Origin of the sequence: Rhodoferax lithotrophicus (genome assembly GCF_019973615.1) — a bacterium.
Classification (GTDB): Bacteria; Pseudomonadota; Gammaproteobacteria; order Burkholderiales; family Burkholderiaceae_C; genus Rhodoferax; species Rhodoferax lithotrophicus.
In genome coordinates this window covers 511,639-524,004 of the sequence record NZ_AP024238.1, presented here as the reverse complement: position 1 = coordinate 524,004, position 12,366 = coordinate 511,639, and the positions used below count along the sequence as shown (strand labels likewise).

Genomic DNA, 12,366 nt, shown 5'->3' with positions numbered 1-12,366 from the left:
GCATATTGGGTTCAGTTATTTTGACCGGAAGTCATCGTGGCAAGCTTTACACGCCCCACCCGTAGCATTAACCGCCAATTTGATATTTTCCAAGTTGCCAGTTTTGGCCGCAGCAGATAATTTGCTCATTTCAGCCTGCATTTTGTTCGCATAGTCATCAAACTTGGCTTTGTCCGTCCAAATTTCAGCTTTAGCCTTGGTTTCACCCTTATCTGTGCCGGGGCCAAAACCTGCCCAAGGCAGCTTGGCAACAAAATCTGCCACTCCAGCACTTTCCGCAGCCACCTTAGCATCAAATGGAATTTTTCCAGCCGCCATACCGGCCACGCGCCCAAAATTTTGTTGCATAACAAACAAAGCATTTTTACGATATTTGATGGCATCTTCAGCCTTGGCAAACTGAGCTGAAGCTGGCAAAGACATGGTCAACACTGAACCAGAAAGAATCAAAGCAGTCAAAATTTTCATGGAAAACCTTTCATCGTTAAACTAGAACCGACAGCGGGAGCCGAAGTGTATAAGTTATCAATGAATCCTGCTTTCCCTGACATTTAAAGGTATCTATGCATGTGATTGTCCGTATTTGGGATGCGCCGACCCGCCTCTTTCACTGGTTATTGGTGATCTGTTTTACAGGTTTGCTGATTACTGCAAATTTAGGAGGAAGTGCTATGGTTTGGCATTTTCGGTTGGGGTACACCGTCTTCTCCTTGCTTTTGTTTCGCTTTTTCTGGGGGTTTCTAGGCGGCTATTGGTCTCGTTTCGCTACATTCTTGTATTCCCCTTCAGCGATGCTTCACTACGTAAAAGGGCATTCTGAGCCACAGCAGTCCGTCGGGCATAACCCATTGGGAGCACTGTCAGTGTTTGCACTGCTTGCATTTTTGAGTTTTCAAGTTGCGTCTGGCTTGATGAGTGACGATGAAATCTCTGCTGCTGGACCGTTAACTCGTTTTGTTTCTGGAGACTGGGTTACTTTTGCCACTTTTTATCACAAGGAAATCGGTAAGCTGGTATTACTTTTTTTAGTTGCAACGCATTTGACTGCCATTGGGTACTACTTTTTCAGCAAGAAGGACAATTTAGTTAGCCCCATGTTAAAAGGCGACAAAACGCTTTCATTCAATGTCCCCAAATCGAGCGACACGTCTAGCGATAGAGCAAAAGCCGCCTTTATTTTTATAGTATGTGCCGCTTTTGTTACTGGTCTCGTTTCTTTTCTTGACTGAGCAACAGACAGAATTTAACTATCTAGAGACATGATTAATTTGTATGTCGACTGATCGTTTGACCTTGGTCACGCCCAATACACAAAGTGAATATGATGCTGTTCGACAGCTTTTCACTGAATATGCAAACAGCTTGAATGTGGACTTGTGCTTTCAGCAGTTTGATTCAGAGTTGACCAATTTACCTGGTGATTACGCGCCCCCTCGTGGGGCACTTTTGGCAGCGCGTTTGGGAAATACATGGATGGGATGCTGTGCCTTGCGCCCACTAGACAATGTTGACTACCCCAATGCTTGTGAAATTAAACGCCTCTATGTGCGACCTCCTTTTCGTGGCTATGGAGCAGGGCGCAAGTTAGCGGAGGCCATTTTGAGTGCAGCACAACAAGCCAACTATTCTTACGCCCTTTTGGATACGCTTACCGAAATGGAAACAGCACGTGCTTTGTACGATGACCTAGGGTTTATTGAAATTCCACCCTACTATTTCAACCCACTTGAAGGTGCTCATTACCTGATGGTCAAGCTCTGAAAGTACAGCCCAGTTGAACCTTTTGTCAGAGAAGGTTGCACCAAGCCTATAGTTGACCCAATAGTGTTTCGGCATCACTAACTTCAAACTTACCTGGCGCCTCCACATTTAATGACATGACTATGCCTTTTTTGACAATCATGGAGTACCGATTGCTGCGCAACCCCATACCTCTACCTGTTAAATCCAGCGTCAGACCAGTAGCCGTGGCAAAGGAAGCATCACCGTCAGCCAACATACGTACCTTGTCACCTGTTTGTTGATCACGTGCCCACGCCCCCATGACAAAGGCATCATTCACACTTACGCACCAAATTTCATCCACACCCGCTGCTTTGAAGGCAGGCTGGTTTTCAAGGTACCCAGGAAGATGTTTCGCAGAACAAGTTGGTGTGAATGCACCAGGCAAAGCAAACAACACAATGGTCTTATCTGCGCTGGCAGCACGTACGCTCACAGGATTCGGCCCCATACTGCACCCGCCACCTTCGGTTTCGTGGTATTCCATCAAGGTTACGTCCGGTAACATATCGCCAACTTTAATCATCACTTACTCCTAGTTAAAAACTAATCACCAAATAAAAACGGCTCACAATTGTGAGCCGTTTTAGGTTTAGCTGTCAGCCAGCCAATAAATTGACTTAGACCAGTGAGGCCTTTTGAACCAAGCGAGTCGCAACCCAGTTTTTGGTTTTTGAAATCGGGCGACTTTCCGTGATTTCTATCACGTCACCCAATTTGAACTCACCTTTTTCATCATGCGCATGGTACTTGCTGGACTTGCCAACAATCTTCCCATAAAGCTCATGCTTGACACGGCGCTCAATCAGAACAGTCACAGTTTTACTGCGTTTATCACTGACCACCTTGCCAATCAAGGTGCGCTTGAGGGATGTTTTAGCTTCCGTCATTTATCGCTCCTTATTTGGCGGATTGATCAGCAGCCAGCTTTTCGACCAAAATGGTCTTAGCGCGAGCAATATCACGACGCGCAGTGCGCAAAGTGGCTGTGTTATTAAGTTGTTGGGTGGCTTTTTGCATGCGCAGACCAAAATGAGCTTTTTGGAGCTCTTTGACCTCTACTTTCAAACCGGCCACGTCTTTTTTGCGTAATTCAGTCGTTTTCATATCATTTGCTCCTGATTACTGTCCAATCATGCGCGACACAAAGGTCGTGCGAAGAGGCAACTTGGCTGCTGCCAAACGGAACGCTTCGCGAGCAAGCTCTTCTGACACACCAACGATTTCAAACACAATCTTGCCAGGCTGAATTTCAGCCACATAGTACTCGGGGTTACCTTTACCATTACCCATCCGCACTTCAGCAGGCTTTTGGGAAATAGGTTTATCAGGGAACACTCGAATCCAGATACGACCACCACGTTTCACGTGACGAGAAACTGCACGACGTGCAGCCTCAATCTGACGCGCGGTCAAACGACCACGATCCACACACTTCAGACCAAAGTCACCAAATGCCACTGAACTGCCTCGAGTAGCGATACCGGTGTTACGGCCTTTTTGCTCTTTGCGGTACTTGCGGCGAGCGGGTTGCAACATAGTTATTCTCCTTTACCGTCAGCTGCTGCAGCGGCTGGCGCGGCTACCTTGCGGACGCGCTGAACGGTGGGTTTATTGGCATCAGCACCAGAAGCTTCAGCAGGTTTGTCGCTGCCGTCAGCAGGCGCATTGTTGCCACCGAGCGGACGACGGGCACCGCGACCAGCAGGGCGATCTGAACCAGGACGGCCACCACGATCATCACGACGCGGGCCACGTGGGCGACGCTCATCATCAGGACGTGGTGTCTCAACAACAGGCAGGTCATTACGACCCAAGGTATCCCCCTTGTAAACCCAGACCTTGACACCAATGATGCCATAGGTGGTCTTGGCTTCAGAAGTACCGTAGTCAATGTCTGCACGCAAGGTGTGAAGTGGCACACGACCTTCGCGATACCACTCGCAACGCGCAATTTCAATGCCGTTCAAGCGACCTGATGACATGATCTTGATGCCCAAAGCACCCAAACGCATGGCATTTTGCATCGCACGTTTCATGGCCCGACGGAACATGATGCGTTTTTCGAGCTGTTGAGTGATCGAGTCGGCAATCAACTTGGCATCGATTTCAGGCTTACGTACTTCTTCGATGTTGACGGCAACGGGTACGCCTAATTGACGGCCCAAGTCACGCTTCAAGTTTTCAATGTCTTCGCCCTTTTTGCCGATCACCACACCCGGACGTGCCGAGTAAATGGTGATACGAGCATTTTTTGCTGGGCGTTCGATCAAAACGCGAGACACAGAAGCGTTTTTGAGCTTGGCTTTCAAGTACTCACGCACCTTGATGTCTTCAGCCAGCATGCCAGCAAAATCGCGGTCATTTGCATACCAACGAGATGCCCAATTGCGACTCACCGACAAGCGAAAACCGGTTGGATGGATTTTTTGTCCCATATCTTCCTGGCCTCTTTCAGTTTCCAACCGTCACGTACACATGGCACGTGGGTTTTCTGATTTGATTGCCACGACCTTTTGCGCGGGCCGTGAAGCGCCTCAGCGATGCACCTTGTTCAACGTAGATGGTTTTCACCTTCAATTCGTCAATATCAGCACCATCGTTGTGTTCAGCATTGGCAATGGCAGACTCCAGAACTTTTTTGATGATTCCAGCAGCTTTTTTCTGCGTGAATTGCAAAATGTTCAAAGCCTGATCTACTTTTTTGCCACGGATCAAATCCGCGACCAGACGGCCTTTATCGACCGACAAGCGAACGCCACGAAGGGTTGCACGTGTTTCCATGGTCAACTCCTTATTTCTTTTGGACTTTTTTGTCCGCGGGATGGCCCTTGAAAGTACGGGTCAGCGCGAACTCACCCAACTTATGGCCAACCATTTGGTCAGTAATATAGACAGGCACATGTTGCTTGCCATTGTGCACAGCAATGGTCAACCCGATGAACTCAGGCAATACCATTGAGCGACGCGACCAGGTTTTGATCGGCTTTTTATCCTTGGTAGCTATCGCTTTTTCAGTTTTAGCTACAAGGTGATGGTCAACAAAAGGACCTTTTTTGAGAGAACGAGTCATTTACCTACCCCTTACTTCTTGCGACGCGACACGATCATGACCTGCGTGCGCTTGTTGTTACGGGTACGGTATCCCTTGGTCAGATTACCCCAAGGATCGACTGGATGACGGCCCTCGCCGGTCTTACCTTCACCACCACCATGCGGGTGATCCACAGGATTCATCACCACACCGCGAACGGTTGGACGAATACCCATCCAACGCTTCACACCGGCTTTGCCTAAACGGCGCAAGCTGTGTTCTTCGTTAGCGACTTGACCCAATGTGGCACGGCATTCGATGTGAATCTTACGAACTTCACCAGAACGCATCCGAACTTGAGCGTAAATGCCTTCGCGCGCCAGCAGAGTTGCCGAAGCACCTGCCGAGCGAACCACTTGAGCACCCTTGCCAATTTGGAGTTCGATACAGTGAATTATGGAACCCACTGGAATATTGCGAATCGGCAAAGTGTTACCAACACGGATCGGCGCTTCTGCACCACTCATGATGGAACTACCAACTTCCAGACCCCGTGGTGCAATGATGTAGCGACGCTCACCGTCTGCATAACACACCAAAGCGATGTGGGCAGAACGATTGGGATCGTACTCAATACGCTCAACCTTGGCAGCAATACCATCTTTGTTGCGAAGGAAATCGACAACACGATAGTGATGCTTATGACCACCGCCTTTATGACGAGTGGTGATGTGACCATTGTTGTTGCGGCCAGCATTCTGAAACTGAGGCTCCAACAAAGGCGCGTAACCTTCCCCTTTGTGGAGATGATCGCGCGAGATTTTCACCATGCCGCGACGGCCTGGTGAAGTTGGTTTGGTTTTAATAACAGCCATGATTACGCAGCCTCCCCACCGAGATTCAGCTCTTGACCAGGCTTGAGCATGACATAGGCTTTACGCACATTATCACGACGGCCAACAGACTTGCCGAAACGTTTGGTTTTACCCTTGGTATTGACCACAGAGACACCTTTGACCTCAACCTTGAACATCAATTCAACAGCGGCTTTGATCTCGGGTTTTGTGGCATCTTGCAATACCTTGAACGTCACAGCATTGCTCTTCTCTGCTGCCAATGTTGCCTTTTCAGACACGATTGGTGCTACGAGCACTTGCATCAAGCGACCTTCATCAAATTTAAGATTGTTTGAACCGTGGCTCATGCGAACATCTCCTGGAGTTTGCCCATGGCAGCCTTGGTTACCAACACCTTGCGGTAATGAACCAGGGACACGGGATCAGCATAGCGAGGCTCAACCACCAGCACATTGACCAAATTGCGTGATGCGAGGTACAAGTTCTCATCAACCTCATCAGCAATCACCAGCACCGACTCAAGGTTCATGGCCTTGAATTTGGCAGCCAATGCTTTAGTTTTGGGAGAATCCACCGTGAGTGAATCAACAACCGCCAGTCGCCCTTCACGAGCCAACTGCGACAAGATGGATGCCATACCGGCTCTGTACATCTTTTTGTTGATTTTTTGCGCAAAGTTTTCATCTGGCATGTTCGGAAAAATCCGACCACCACCACGCCACAAGGGCGACGAAGTCATACCAGCACGTGCGCGACCAGTTCCCTTTTGTTTAAAAGGTTTTTTGGTCGAGTGACGAACTTGTTCGCGGTCTTTTTGTGCACGAGTACCTTGCCGAGCGTTGGCCTGAAAGGCAACAACAACCTGGTGAACCAAGTCTTCGTTATAAGCACGACCAAAAACGGTCTCAGGCACATCCAGTTTAGAGGCCACTTGGCCTTGATCATTCAGGAGTTCGAGCTGCATCAGTTCGCTCCTTTCGCCTTGGCGGGTTGTGATTTAACTGCAGGACGCACGGTGACAAAACCACCAGCAGAACCAGGAATTGCACCTTTGATCAACAGCAGTTGGCGTGCTTCGTCAACACGGACCACATCCAAATTCTGCGTTGTCACCAGATCATCACCCAGATGACCCGTCATGCGTTTACCCGGAAACACGCGACCCGGATCTTGGGCCATACCGATAGAGCCCGGTACATTGTGCGAACGGCTATTACCGTGTGATGCACGCTGCGAACTCATATGATGGCGCTTGATCGTGCCAGCGTAACCCTTACCAATGGATGTACCTTGCACATCCACCTTCTGACCTACCGAGAACACGGAAAGCACAGGGACCACAGCGCCAGCCTGATACTGGGCAGCAGTTTCTGCAGCCACACGGAATTCACGAATAATTTCACCAGCTTCAACACCTGCTTTAGCCAGATGCCCCGCTGTTGGCTTGTTGACACGAGAAACTTTTCTCGCACCAAATGTCACTTGTAAAGCGACATAGCCGTCGTTCTCTTGGGTTTTGACCTGGGTCACGCGGTTGTTAGACACATCAATCACGGTCACGGGAATTGCATTCCCATCATCCGTAAACAAACGCATCATGCCAACTTTGCGCCCCAGCAACCCTAAGTGATTGCTAAGACTCATTGTTTTCTCCGTAACTCTCACCAAAACAACTGCAATTGGCTATTCTGTTTGAATGTGAGAGACTGTTAATAAAACTCTTCCCATGCATTGACACATGGGAAGAGCCTGCGAGTATAACGCTTAACTCAAGCTAAGCACAAGTTAAATGCCTACTCAAAGAGGCGCCAAAAACCAGAATGTGGTTTTCAGCACATTTTTTTACTGCAACTTGATTTCGACATCCACACCAGCAGGCAAGTCGAGCTTCATCAATGCATCAACAGTTTTATCTGTTGGGTCAACAATGTCCATCAGACGTTGGTGCGTGCGAATTTCGAACTGATCACGACTCGTCTTGTTGACGTGAGGTGAACGCAGAATGTCAAAACGCTTCATGCGTGTTGGCAATGGCACGGGGCCTTTGACAATAGCGCCGGTACGCTTGGCTGTATCGACAATTTCTGCGGCAGATTGATCAATCAACTTGTAATCAAACGCTTTCAGGCGGATACGGATTTTTTGTTTAGTTGCCATTTTTGATCCTTAAGCAATCACCTTAGCAACCACACCCGCACCCACGGTACGGCCACCTTCACGAATTGCGAAGCGCAGACCTTCTTCCATGGCGATTGGGGCAATCAACTTCACCGTGATCGACACGTTGTCACCAGGCATCACCATTTCTTTGCCTTCTGGCAACTCAATAGCACCGGTCACATCGGTGGTACGGAAGTAGAACTGAGGACGGTAGTTGTTGAAGAATGGCGTGTGACGGCCGCCTTCGTCTTTGGACAAGACGTAGATTTCGCCGGTGAAGTGGGTGTGCGGCTTGATCGAGCCTGGTTTGCACAGCACTTGACCACGTTGCACGTCTTCGCGTTTGGTGCCGCGCAGCAAGATACCTACGTTGTCGCCTGCCTGACCTTGGTCGAGCAGTTTGCGGAACATTTCCACGCCAGTGCAGGTGGTTTTTTGGGTGTCATGAATGCCGACGATTTCGATTTCTTCGCCAACTTTGATGATACCGCGTTCAACACGGCCAGTCACCACGGTGCCGCGACCAGAAATGGAGAACACATCTTCAACAGGCATCAGGAAAGCACCGTCCACTGCACGTTCTGGCAGAGGGATGTAGCTGTCGAGTGCATCAGCGAGCTTCATGATGGAGCCTTCGCCGAGTTCGCCTTTATCGCCTTCCATGGCGAGTTTGGCAGAACCATGGATGATGGGGGTGTCGTCGCCTGGGAAGTCATACTTGTCCAGGAGTTCGCGCACTTCCATTTCAACGAGTTCGAGCAGTTCTGCATCGTCCACCATGTCACATTTGTTCAAGTAGACGATGATATAGGGCACGCCCACTTGGCGAGCCAAGAGGATGTGCTCACGGGTTTGAGGCATGGGGCCGTCAGCCGCCGAGCAGACCAGAATGGCACCGTCCATTTGAGCCGCACCAGTGATCATGTTTTTCACATAGTCAGCGTGGCCTGGGCAGTCCACGTGGGCGTAGTGGCGGTTGGCCGTTTCGTATTCCACGTGAGCAGTATTGATGGTGATGCCGCGTGCTTTTTCTTCAGGCGCTGCGTCGATTTGGTCGTAGGCTTTAGCCGAGCCACCAAACTTGGCTGCCAGCACAGTGGTGATGGCGGCTGTCAGGGTGGTTTTACCATGGTCAACGTGACCAATGGTGCCCACGTTCACGTGGGGCTTGGTTCGTGTGAATTTTTCTTTTCCCATATCGATTCCTTAAATGAACATTGCCCGTGAATTGGTTTAATGTTTGCAGTTCGTCACTAAATCCCTGACCACGGGCAGCCAAGGGTGCGAAATCGCAGACAAATCAATTTTTACTTGGCACGCGCAGCCATGATGGCTTCAGACACATTACGCGGAGCTTCCGTGTAATGCTTGAATTCCATCGTGTAAGTAGCACGGCCTTGCGACATCGAGCGCAGGGTAGTGGAGTAACCAAACATTTCTGACAGAGGAACTTCTGCCTTAATGGCTTTGCCGCCACCCACCATGTCATCCATGCCTTGAACCATGCCGCGGCGTGAAGACAAATCACCCATCACGTTACCAGCGTAATCCTCTGGCGTTTCCACCTCGACGGACATCATGGGCTCAAGAATCACCGGGCCCGCCTTGCGACAGCCTTCCTTGAAGCCAAAAATGGCTGCCATCTTGAAGGCCAATTCGTTGGAGTCCACATCGTGGTATGAACCAAAGTGCAATGTAACTTTGACATCCACCACAGGATAACCCGCCAACACACCTTGGGTGACAGCTTCATGGATACCTTTTTCCACCGCAGGGATGTACTCGCGAGGCACCACACCACCCTTGATGGCATCTACGAACTCAATGCCCTTACCGGCTTCATTGGGTTCAATTTTCAAGACTACGTGACCATATTGACCTTTACCACCAGACTGACGGACAAACTTGCCTTCAGCATCTTCAATGGTCTTGCGGATGGTTTCGCGGTAGGCGACCTGCGGTTTACCTACATTGGCTTCCACCCCAAATTCACGCTTCATGCGATCCACAATGATTTCAAGGTGCAGTTCACCCATACCACCAATCAAGGTTTGACCGGATTCTTCGTCTGTTTTCACACGGAAAGAAGGATCCTCTTGAGCCAACCGCTGCAAGGCAATACCCATTTTTTCCTGGTCAGCCTTGGTTTTAGGTTCAACTGCTTGGGTAATCACCGGCTCAGGGAACACCATGCGCTCAAGCATGATGATGGCACTGGGGTCACACAAAGTTTCGCCTGTAGTCACATCTTTCAAGCCGATACAAGCAGCAATATCACCTGCAACAATCTCACTTACTTCTTCGCGCTTGTTGGCATGCATTTGGACGATTCGACCAATACGCTCTTTCTTGCCACGAATAGGGTTATAAACCGTGTCACCCTTGGTCAACACACCTGAATAAACCCGCACAAAGGTCAATTGACCCACAAACGGATCCGTCATCAACTTGAATGCCAAAGCAGAAAACTTTTCCTTGTCGTCAGCTTTTCGAGTAACTTCTTTTTCATCCTCATCAAAACCTGGCACTGGAGGCACATCCAACGGCGAAGGCATGAGTTCAATCACGGCATCAAGCATGCGCTGCACGCCCTTATTTTTGAACGCAGTACCGCACAGCATAGGCTGTATTTCACAGGCGATAGCACGTGTACGCAATCCAAAAGTAATTTCCTCTTCAGACAAATCACCTTCTTCAAGGTATTTATTCATCAACTCCTCAGTGGCTTCAGCTGCGGACTCGACCATTTTTTCACGCCATTCTTTGGCCTGTGCCAGCAAATCAGCAGGAATTTCTTCAAAAGTAAACTTCATGCCTTGAGATGCCTCATCCCAAATGATGGCCTTCATCTTGCGCAGGTCAATCACACCGGTGAAATTTTCTTCAGCACCGATCGGGATAACGATTGGCACTGGATTGGCCTTCAGACGCAACTTCATCTGATCAACCACCTTGAAAAAGTTGGCACCCGTGCGATCCATCTTATTCACAAAGGCCAAGCGAGGTACCTTGTACTTGTTAGCTTGACGCCAAACAGTTTCAGACTGGGGCTGCACACCGCCCACTGCGCAATAAACCATGCAAGCACCATCCAGCACACGCATGGAACGCTCAACCTCAATCGTGAAGTCCACGTGACCGGGCGTATCAATGATGTTGATACGGTGTTCAGCAAAATTAGCTTCCATACCCTTCCAGAAACAGGTGGTCGCAGCAGATGTAATGGTGATACCACGCTCTTGCTCTTGCTCCATCCAGTCCATGGTGGCTGCACCATCGTGCACTTCACCGATCTTGTGGTTCACACCAGTGTAGAAAAGAATACGTTCGGTAGTAGTGGTTTTACCGGCGTCGATGTGCGCTGAAATGCCGATATTGCGGTAGCGCTCAATGGGGGTATGGCGAGCCATGATGGATCCTTAGGTGATCTGTGTCTTGAGAGTGACGGCCTACATATGCAGTCCGATACACAACCCCCAGACCATCTGAGGGTTGTTTAATGCGTTTTAGAAACGGAAGTGCGAGAACGCCTTGTTGGCTTCTGCCATGCGGTGAACTTCATCACGCTTTTTCATGGCACCACCACGGCCTTCAGTGGCCTCCATCAACTCATTGGCCAAACGCAGAGCCATGGATTTTTCGCCACGCTTGCGGGCAGCCTCCTTGATCCAGCGCATGCTTAGGGCCAAGCGACGCACCGGACGAACTTCAACCGGCACTTGGTAGTTGGCACCACCCACACGGCGAGACTTCACTTCTACCAGGGGTTTGACGTTGTTGATGGCCAATGTGAAGGCTTCAACAGGGTCTTTGCCCGGGTTTTTCTTTTCGATTTGCTCCAACGCACCATAAATGATGCGTTCAGCAACCGCTTTTTTGCCGCCTTCCATGATCACGTTCATGAATTTGGACAGCTCAACATTGCCGAATTTTGGGTCCGGCAGAATTTCACGTTTAGGGACTTCGCGACGACGTGGCATTTTTCACCTCTATTGCTTCAGTTGGTGCCTATTAAACACCGCGAGAGTTAAAAATAAGTCTCTCACTTACTCGACCCGAACATTGGGTCACTTCGTTTATCTCCTGCGCCACGCAGCAAACAAACACCTTTGATTCAAACAAACCAACAGCTTATTTGGCTTTGGGACGTTTTGCACCGTATTTGGAACGTGACTGCTTGCGATCTTTCACGCCTTGCAAGTCAAGCGAACCACGCACGATGTGGTAACGCACACCCGGCAAGTCCTTGACACGACCACCGCGAACCAGCACCACGCTGTGTTCCTGCAAGTTGTGACCTTCACCGCCAATGTAAGAAATCACCTCAAACCCGTTAGTTAAGCGCACTTTGGCAACTTTACGCAAAGCCGAGTTTGGCTTTTTCGGGGTTGTGGTGTAAACGCGGGTGCAAACACCACGACGTTGGGGGGAATTTTCCATCGCAGGGCTCTTGGACTTGACGGTTTCAACCGCGCGCCCCTGACGGATTAATTGATTGATGGTTGGCATTGAGCCTCCTAAAAACTAAACGTC

General features: G+C 49.6%; 19 protein-coding genes. 2 read left to right on the top strand and 17 right to left on the bottom strand.

Translation table 11 applies throughout. The features are described 5' to 3' along the window. Positions 1-15: 15 nt before the first annotated feature. Positions 16-468 carry a c-type cytochrome gene (locus LDN84_RS02425; protein ID WP_223907668.1) on the bottom strand — a complete coding sequence of 151 codons (453 nt, stop codon included), beginning with the start codon at positions 466-468 and terminating at the stop codon, positions 16-18. A gap of 95 nt (positions 469-563) precedes the next feature. Between LDN84_RS02425 and LDN84_RS02420 the strand changes: the two genes are divergently transcribed. Next, on the top strand, positions 564-1,229 hold the full coding sequence (locus LDN84_RS02420) for a cytochrome b/b6 domain-containing protein (RefSeq protein ID WP_223907666.1): 666 nt from the start codon (positions 564-566) through the stop codon (positions 1,227-1,229). Positions 1,230-1,272: 43 nt separating this feature from the next. Further along, positions 1,273-1,761 (top strand): GNAT family N-acetyltransferase, encoded by a 489-nt coding sequence (locus tag LDN84_RS02415; protein WP_223907664.1) that lies wholly within the window; start codon positions 1,273-1,275, stop codon positions 1,759-1,761. A gap of 46 nt (positions 1,762-1,807) precedes the next feature. On the opposite strand, the gene LDN84_RS02410 is transcribed toward LDN84_RS02415, so the two are convergent. From LDN84_RS02410 to rpsL, 16 genes are all read right to left on the bottom strand, one after another. Further along, the gene (locus LDN84_RS02410; RefSeq protein WP_223907661.1) at positions 1,808-2,308 is read right to left on the bottom strand and encodes a peroxiredoxin; all 501 of its coding nucleotides are present in this window, start codon (positions 2,306-2,308) and stop codon (positions 1,808-1,810) included. Positions 2,309-2,402: 94 nt separating this feature from the next. Further along, the gene (gene rpsQ, locus LDN84_RS02405) at positions 2,403-2,672 is read right to left on the bottom strand and encodes a 30S ribosomal protein S17 (protein ID WP_223907657.1); all 270 of its coding nucleotides are present in this window, start codon (positions 2,670-2,672) and stop codon (positions 2,403-2,405) included. A 10-nt stretch (positions 2,673-2,682) separates the two neighbouring features. Then, positions 2,683-2,889, bottom strand: a complete 207-nt coding sequence (gene rpmC / locus LDN84_RS02400; protein WP_223907654.1) for a 50S ribosomal protein L29 — start codon at positions 2,887-2,889, stop codon at positions 2,683-2,685. A 15-nt stretch (positions 2,890-2,904) separates the two neighbouring features. Next, positions 2,905-3,321: a 50S ribosomal protein L16 gene (rplP, locus tag LDN84_RS02395; protein WP_223907651.1), complete on the bottom strand. Its 417-nt coding sequence runs from the start codon at positions 3,319-3,321 to the stop codon at positions 2,905-2,907. A 2-nt stretch (positions 3,322-3,323) separates the two neighbouring features. Further along, on the bottom strand, positions 3,324-4,220 hold the full coding sequence (gene rpsC / locus LDN84_RS02390; RefSeq protein WP_223907648.1) for a 30S ribosomal protein S3: 897 nt from the start codon (positions 4,218-4,220) through the stop codon (positions 3,324-3,326). A gap of 16 nt (positions 4,221-4,236) precedes the next feature. Next, positions 4,237-4,566 carry a 50S ribosomal protein L22 gene (gene rplV, locus LDN84_RS02385; RefSeq protein WP_223907645.1) on the bottom strand — a complete coding sequence of 110 codons (330 nt, stop codon included), beginning with the start codon at positions 4,564-4,566 and terminating at the stop codon, positions 4,237-4,239. 10 nt (positions 4,567-4,576) lie between these two features. Further along, positions 4,577-4,855 carry a 30S ribosomal protein S19 gene (rpsS, locus tag LDN84_RS02380; protein WP_223907639.1) on the bottom strand — a complete coding sequence of 93 codons (279 nt, stop codon included), beginning with the start codon at positions 4,853-4,855 and terminating at the stop codon, positions 4,577-4,579. An 11-nt stretch (positions 4,856-4,866) separates the two neighbouring features. Then, the gene (gene rplB / locus LDN84_RS02375) at positions 4,867-5,691 is read right to left on the bottom strand and encodes a 50S ribosomal protein L2 (protein ID WP_223907636.1); all 825 of its coding nucleotides are present in this window, start codon (positions 5,689-5,691) and stop codon (positions 4,867-4,869) included. A gap of 2 nt (positions 5,692-5,693) precedes the next feature. After that, a complete protein-coding gene (gene rplW, locus LDN84_RS02370; protein WP_223907633.1) occupies positions 5,694-6,020 on the bottom strand; it encodes a 50S ribosomal protein L23 in 327 nt (108 codons plus the stop codon). Beyond that, complete coding sequence (gene rplD / locus LDN84_RS02365) at positions 6,017-6,637, bottom strand: 50S ribosomal protein L4 (protein ID WP_223907630.1); 621 nt, start codon at positions 6,635-6,637, stop codon at positions 6,017-6,019. Before rplD ends, rplW begins: the two co-directional genes overlap by 4 nt. Beyond that, a complete protein-coding gene (gene rplC / locus LDN84_RS02360) occupies positions 6,637-7,317 on the bottom strand; it encodes a 50S ribosomal protein L3 (protein ID WP_223907627.1) in 681 nt (226 codons plus the stop codon). Before rplC ends, rplD begins: the two co-directional genes overlap by 1 nt. A gap of 198 nt (positions 7,318-7,515) precedes the next feature. Then, a complete protein-coding gene (gene rpsJ, locus LDN84_RS02355) occupies positions 7,516-7,830 on the bottom strand; it encodes a 30S ribosomal protein S10 (RefSeq protein ID WP_028250951.1) in 315 nt (104 codons plus the stop codon). A 9-nt stretch (positions 7,831-7,839) separates the two neighbouring features. Next, positions 7,840-9,030, bottom strand: a complete 1,191-nt coding sequence (tuf, locus tag LDN84_RS02350) for an elongation factor Tu (RefSeq protein ID WP_223907624.1) — start codon at positions 9,028-9,030, stop codon at positions 7,840-7,842. 110 nt (positions 9,031-9,140) lie between these two features. Further along, positions 9,141-11,243 carry an elongation factor G gene (fusA, locus tag LDN84_RS02345; RefSeq protein ID WP_223907621.1) on the bottom strand — a complete coding sequence of 701 codons (2,103 nt, stop codon included), beginning with the start codon at positions 11,241-11,243 and terminating at the stop codon, positions 9,141-9,143. 96 nt (positions 11,244-11,339) lie between these two features. Beyond that, positions 11,340-11,813 (bottom strand): 30S ribosomal protein S7, encoded by a 474-nt coding sequence (gene rpsG, locus LDN84_RS02340; protein WP_223907618.1) that lies wholly within the window; start codon positions 11,811-11,813, stop codon positions 11,340-11,342. 151 nt (positions 11,814-11,964) lie between these two features. After that, a complete protein-coding gene (gene rpsL / locus LDN84_RS02335; protein ID WP_223907615.1) occupies positions 11,965-12,342 on the bottom strand; it encodes a 30S ribosomal protein S12 in 378 nt (125 codons plus the stop codon). Positions 12,343-12,366 lie beyond the last annotated feature (24 nt).

Bases quoted from the DNA above. Each gene is read 5' to 3' on its own strand.
- rpsC (WP_223907648.1), bottom strand. From the start codon at position 4,220: ATGGGACAAAAAATCCATCCAACCGGTTTTCGCTTGTCGGTGAGTCGC.
- rpsG (WP_223907618.1), bottom strand. From the start codon at position 11,813: ATGCCACGTCGTCGCGAAGTCCCTAAACGTGAAATTCTGCCGGACCCA.
- rplP (WP_223907651.1), bottom strand. From the start codon at position 3,321: ATGTTGCAACCCGCTCGCCGCAAGTACCGCAAAGAGCAAAAAGGCCGT.
- rplW (WP_223907633.1), bottom strand. From the start codon at position 6,020: ATGAGCCACGGTTCAAACAATCTTAAATTTGATGAAGGTCGCTTGATG.
- LDN84_RS02415 (WP_223907664.1), top strand. From the start codon at position 1,273: ATGTCGACTGATCGTTTGACCTTGGTCACGCCCAATACACAAAGTGAA.
- rpsJ (WP_028250951.1), bottom strand. From the start codon at position 7,830: ATGGCAACTAAACAAAAAATCCGTATCCGCCTGAAAGCGTTTGATTAC.
- fusA (WP_223907621.1), bottom strand. From the start codon at position 11,243: ATGGCTCGCCATACCCCCATTGAGCGCTACCGCAATATCGGCATTTCA.
- rpsQ (WP_223907657.1), bottom strand. From the start codon at position 2,672: ATGACGGAAGCTAAAACATCCCTCAAGCGCACCTTGATTGGCAAGGTG.
- rpmC (WP_223907654.1), bottom strand. From the start codon at position 2,889: ATGAAAACGACTGAATTACGCAAAAAAGACGTGGCCGGTTTGAAAGTA.
- rplC (WP_223907627.1), bottom strand. From the start codon at position 7,317: ATGAGTCTTAGCAATCACTTAGGGTTGCTGGGGCGCAAAGTTGGCATG.
- rplB (WP_223907636.1), bottom strand. From the start codon at position 5,691: ATGGCTGTTATTAAAACCAAACCAACTTCACCAGGCCGTCGCGGCATG.
- tuf (WP_223907624.1), bottom strand. From the start codon at position 9,030: ATGGGAAAAGAAAAATTCACACGAACCAAGCCCCACGTGAACGTGGGC.
- LDN84_RS02420 (WP_223907666.1), top strand. From the start codon at position 564: ATGCATGTGATTGTCCGTATTTGGGATGCGCCGACCCGCCTCTTTCAC.
- LDN84_RS02425 (WP_223907668.1), bottom strand. From the start codon at position 468: ATGAAAATTTTGACTGCTTTGATTCTTTCTGGTTCAGTGTTGACCATG.
- rplV (WP_223907645.1), bottom strand. From the start codon at position 4,566: ATGGAAACACGTGCAACCCTTCGTGGCGTTCGCTTGTCGGTCGATAAA.
- LDN84_RS02410 (WP_223907661.1), bottom strand. From the start codon at position 2,308: ATGATTAAAGTTGGCGATATGTTACCGGACGTAACCTTGATGGAATAC.
- rpsL (WP_223907615.1), bottom strand. From the start codon at position 12,342: ATGCCAACCATCAATCAATTAATCCGTCAGGGGCGCGCGGTTGAAACC.
- rplD (WP_223907630.1), bottom strand. From the start codon at position 6,637: ATGCAGCTCGAACTCCTGAATGATCAAGGCCAAGTGGCCTCTAAACTG.
- rpsS (WP_223907639.1), bottom strand. From the start codon at position 4,855: ATGACTCGTTCTCTCAAAAAAGGTCCTTTTGTTGACCATCACCTTGTA.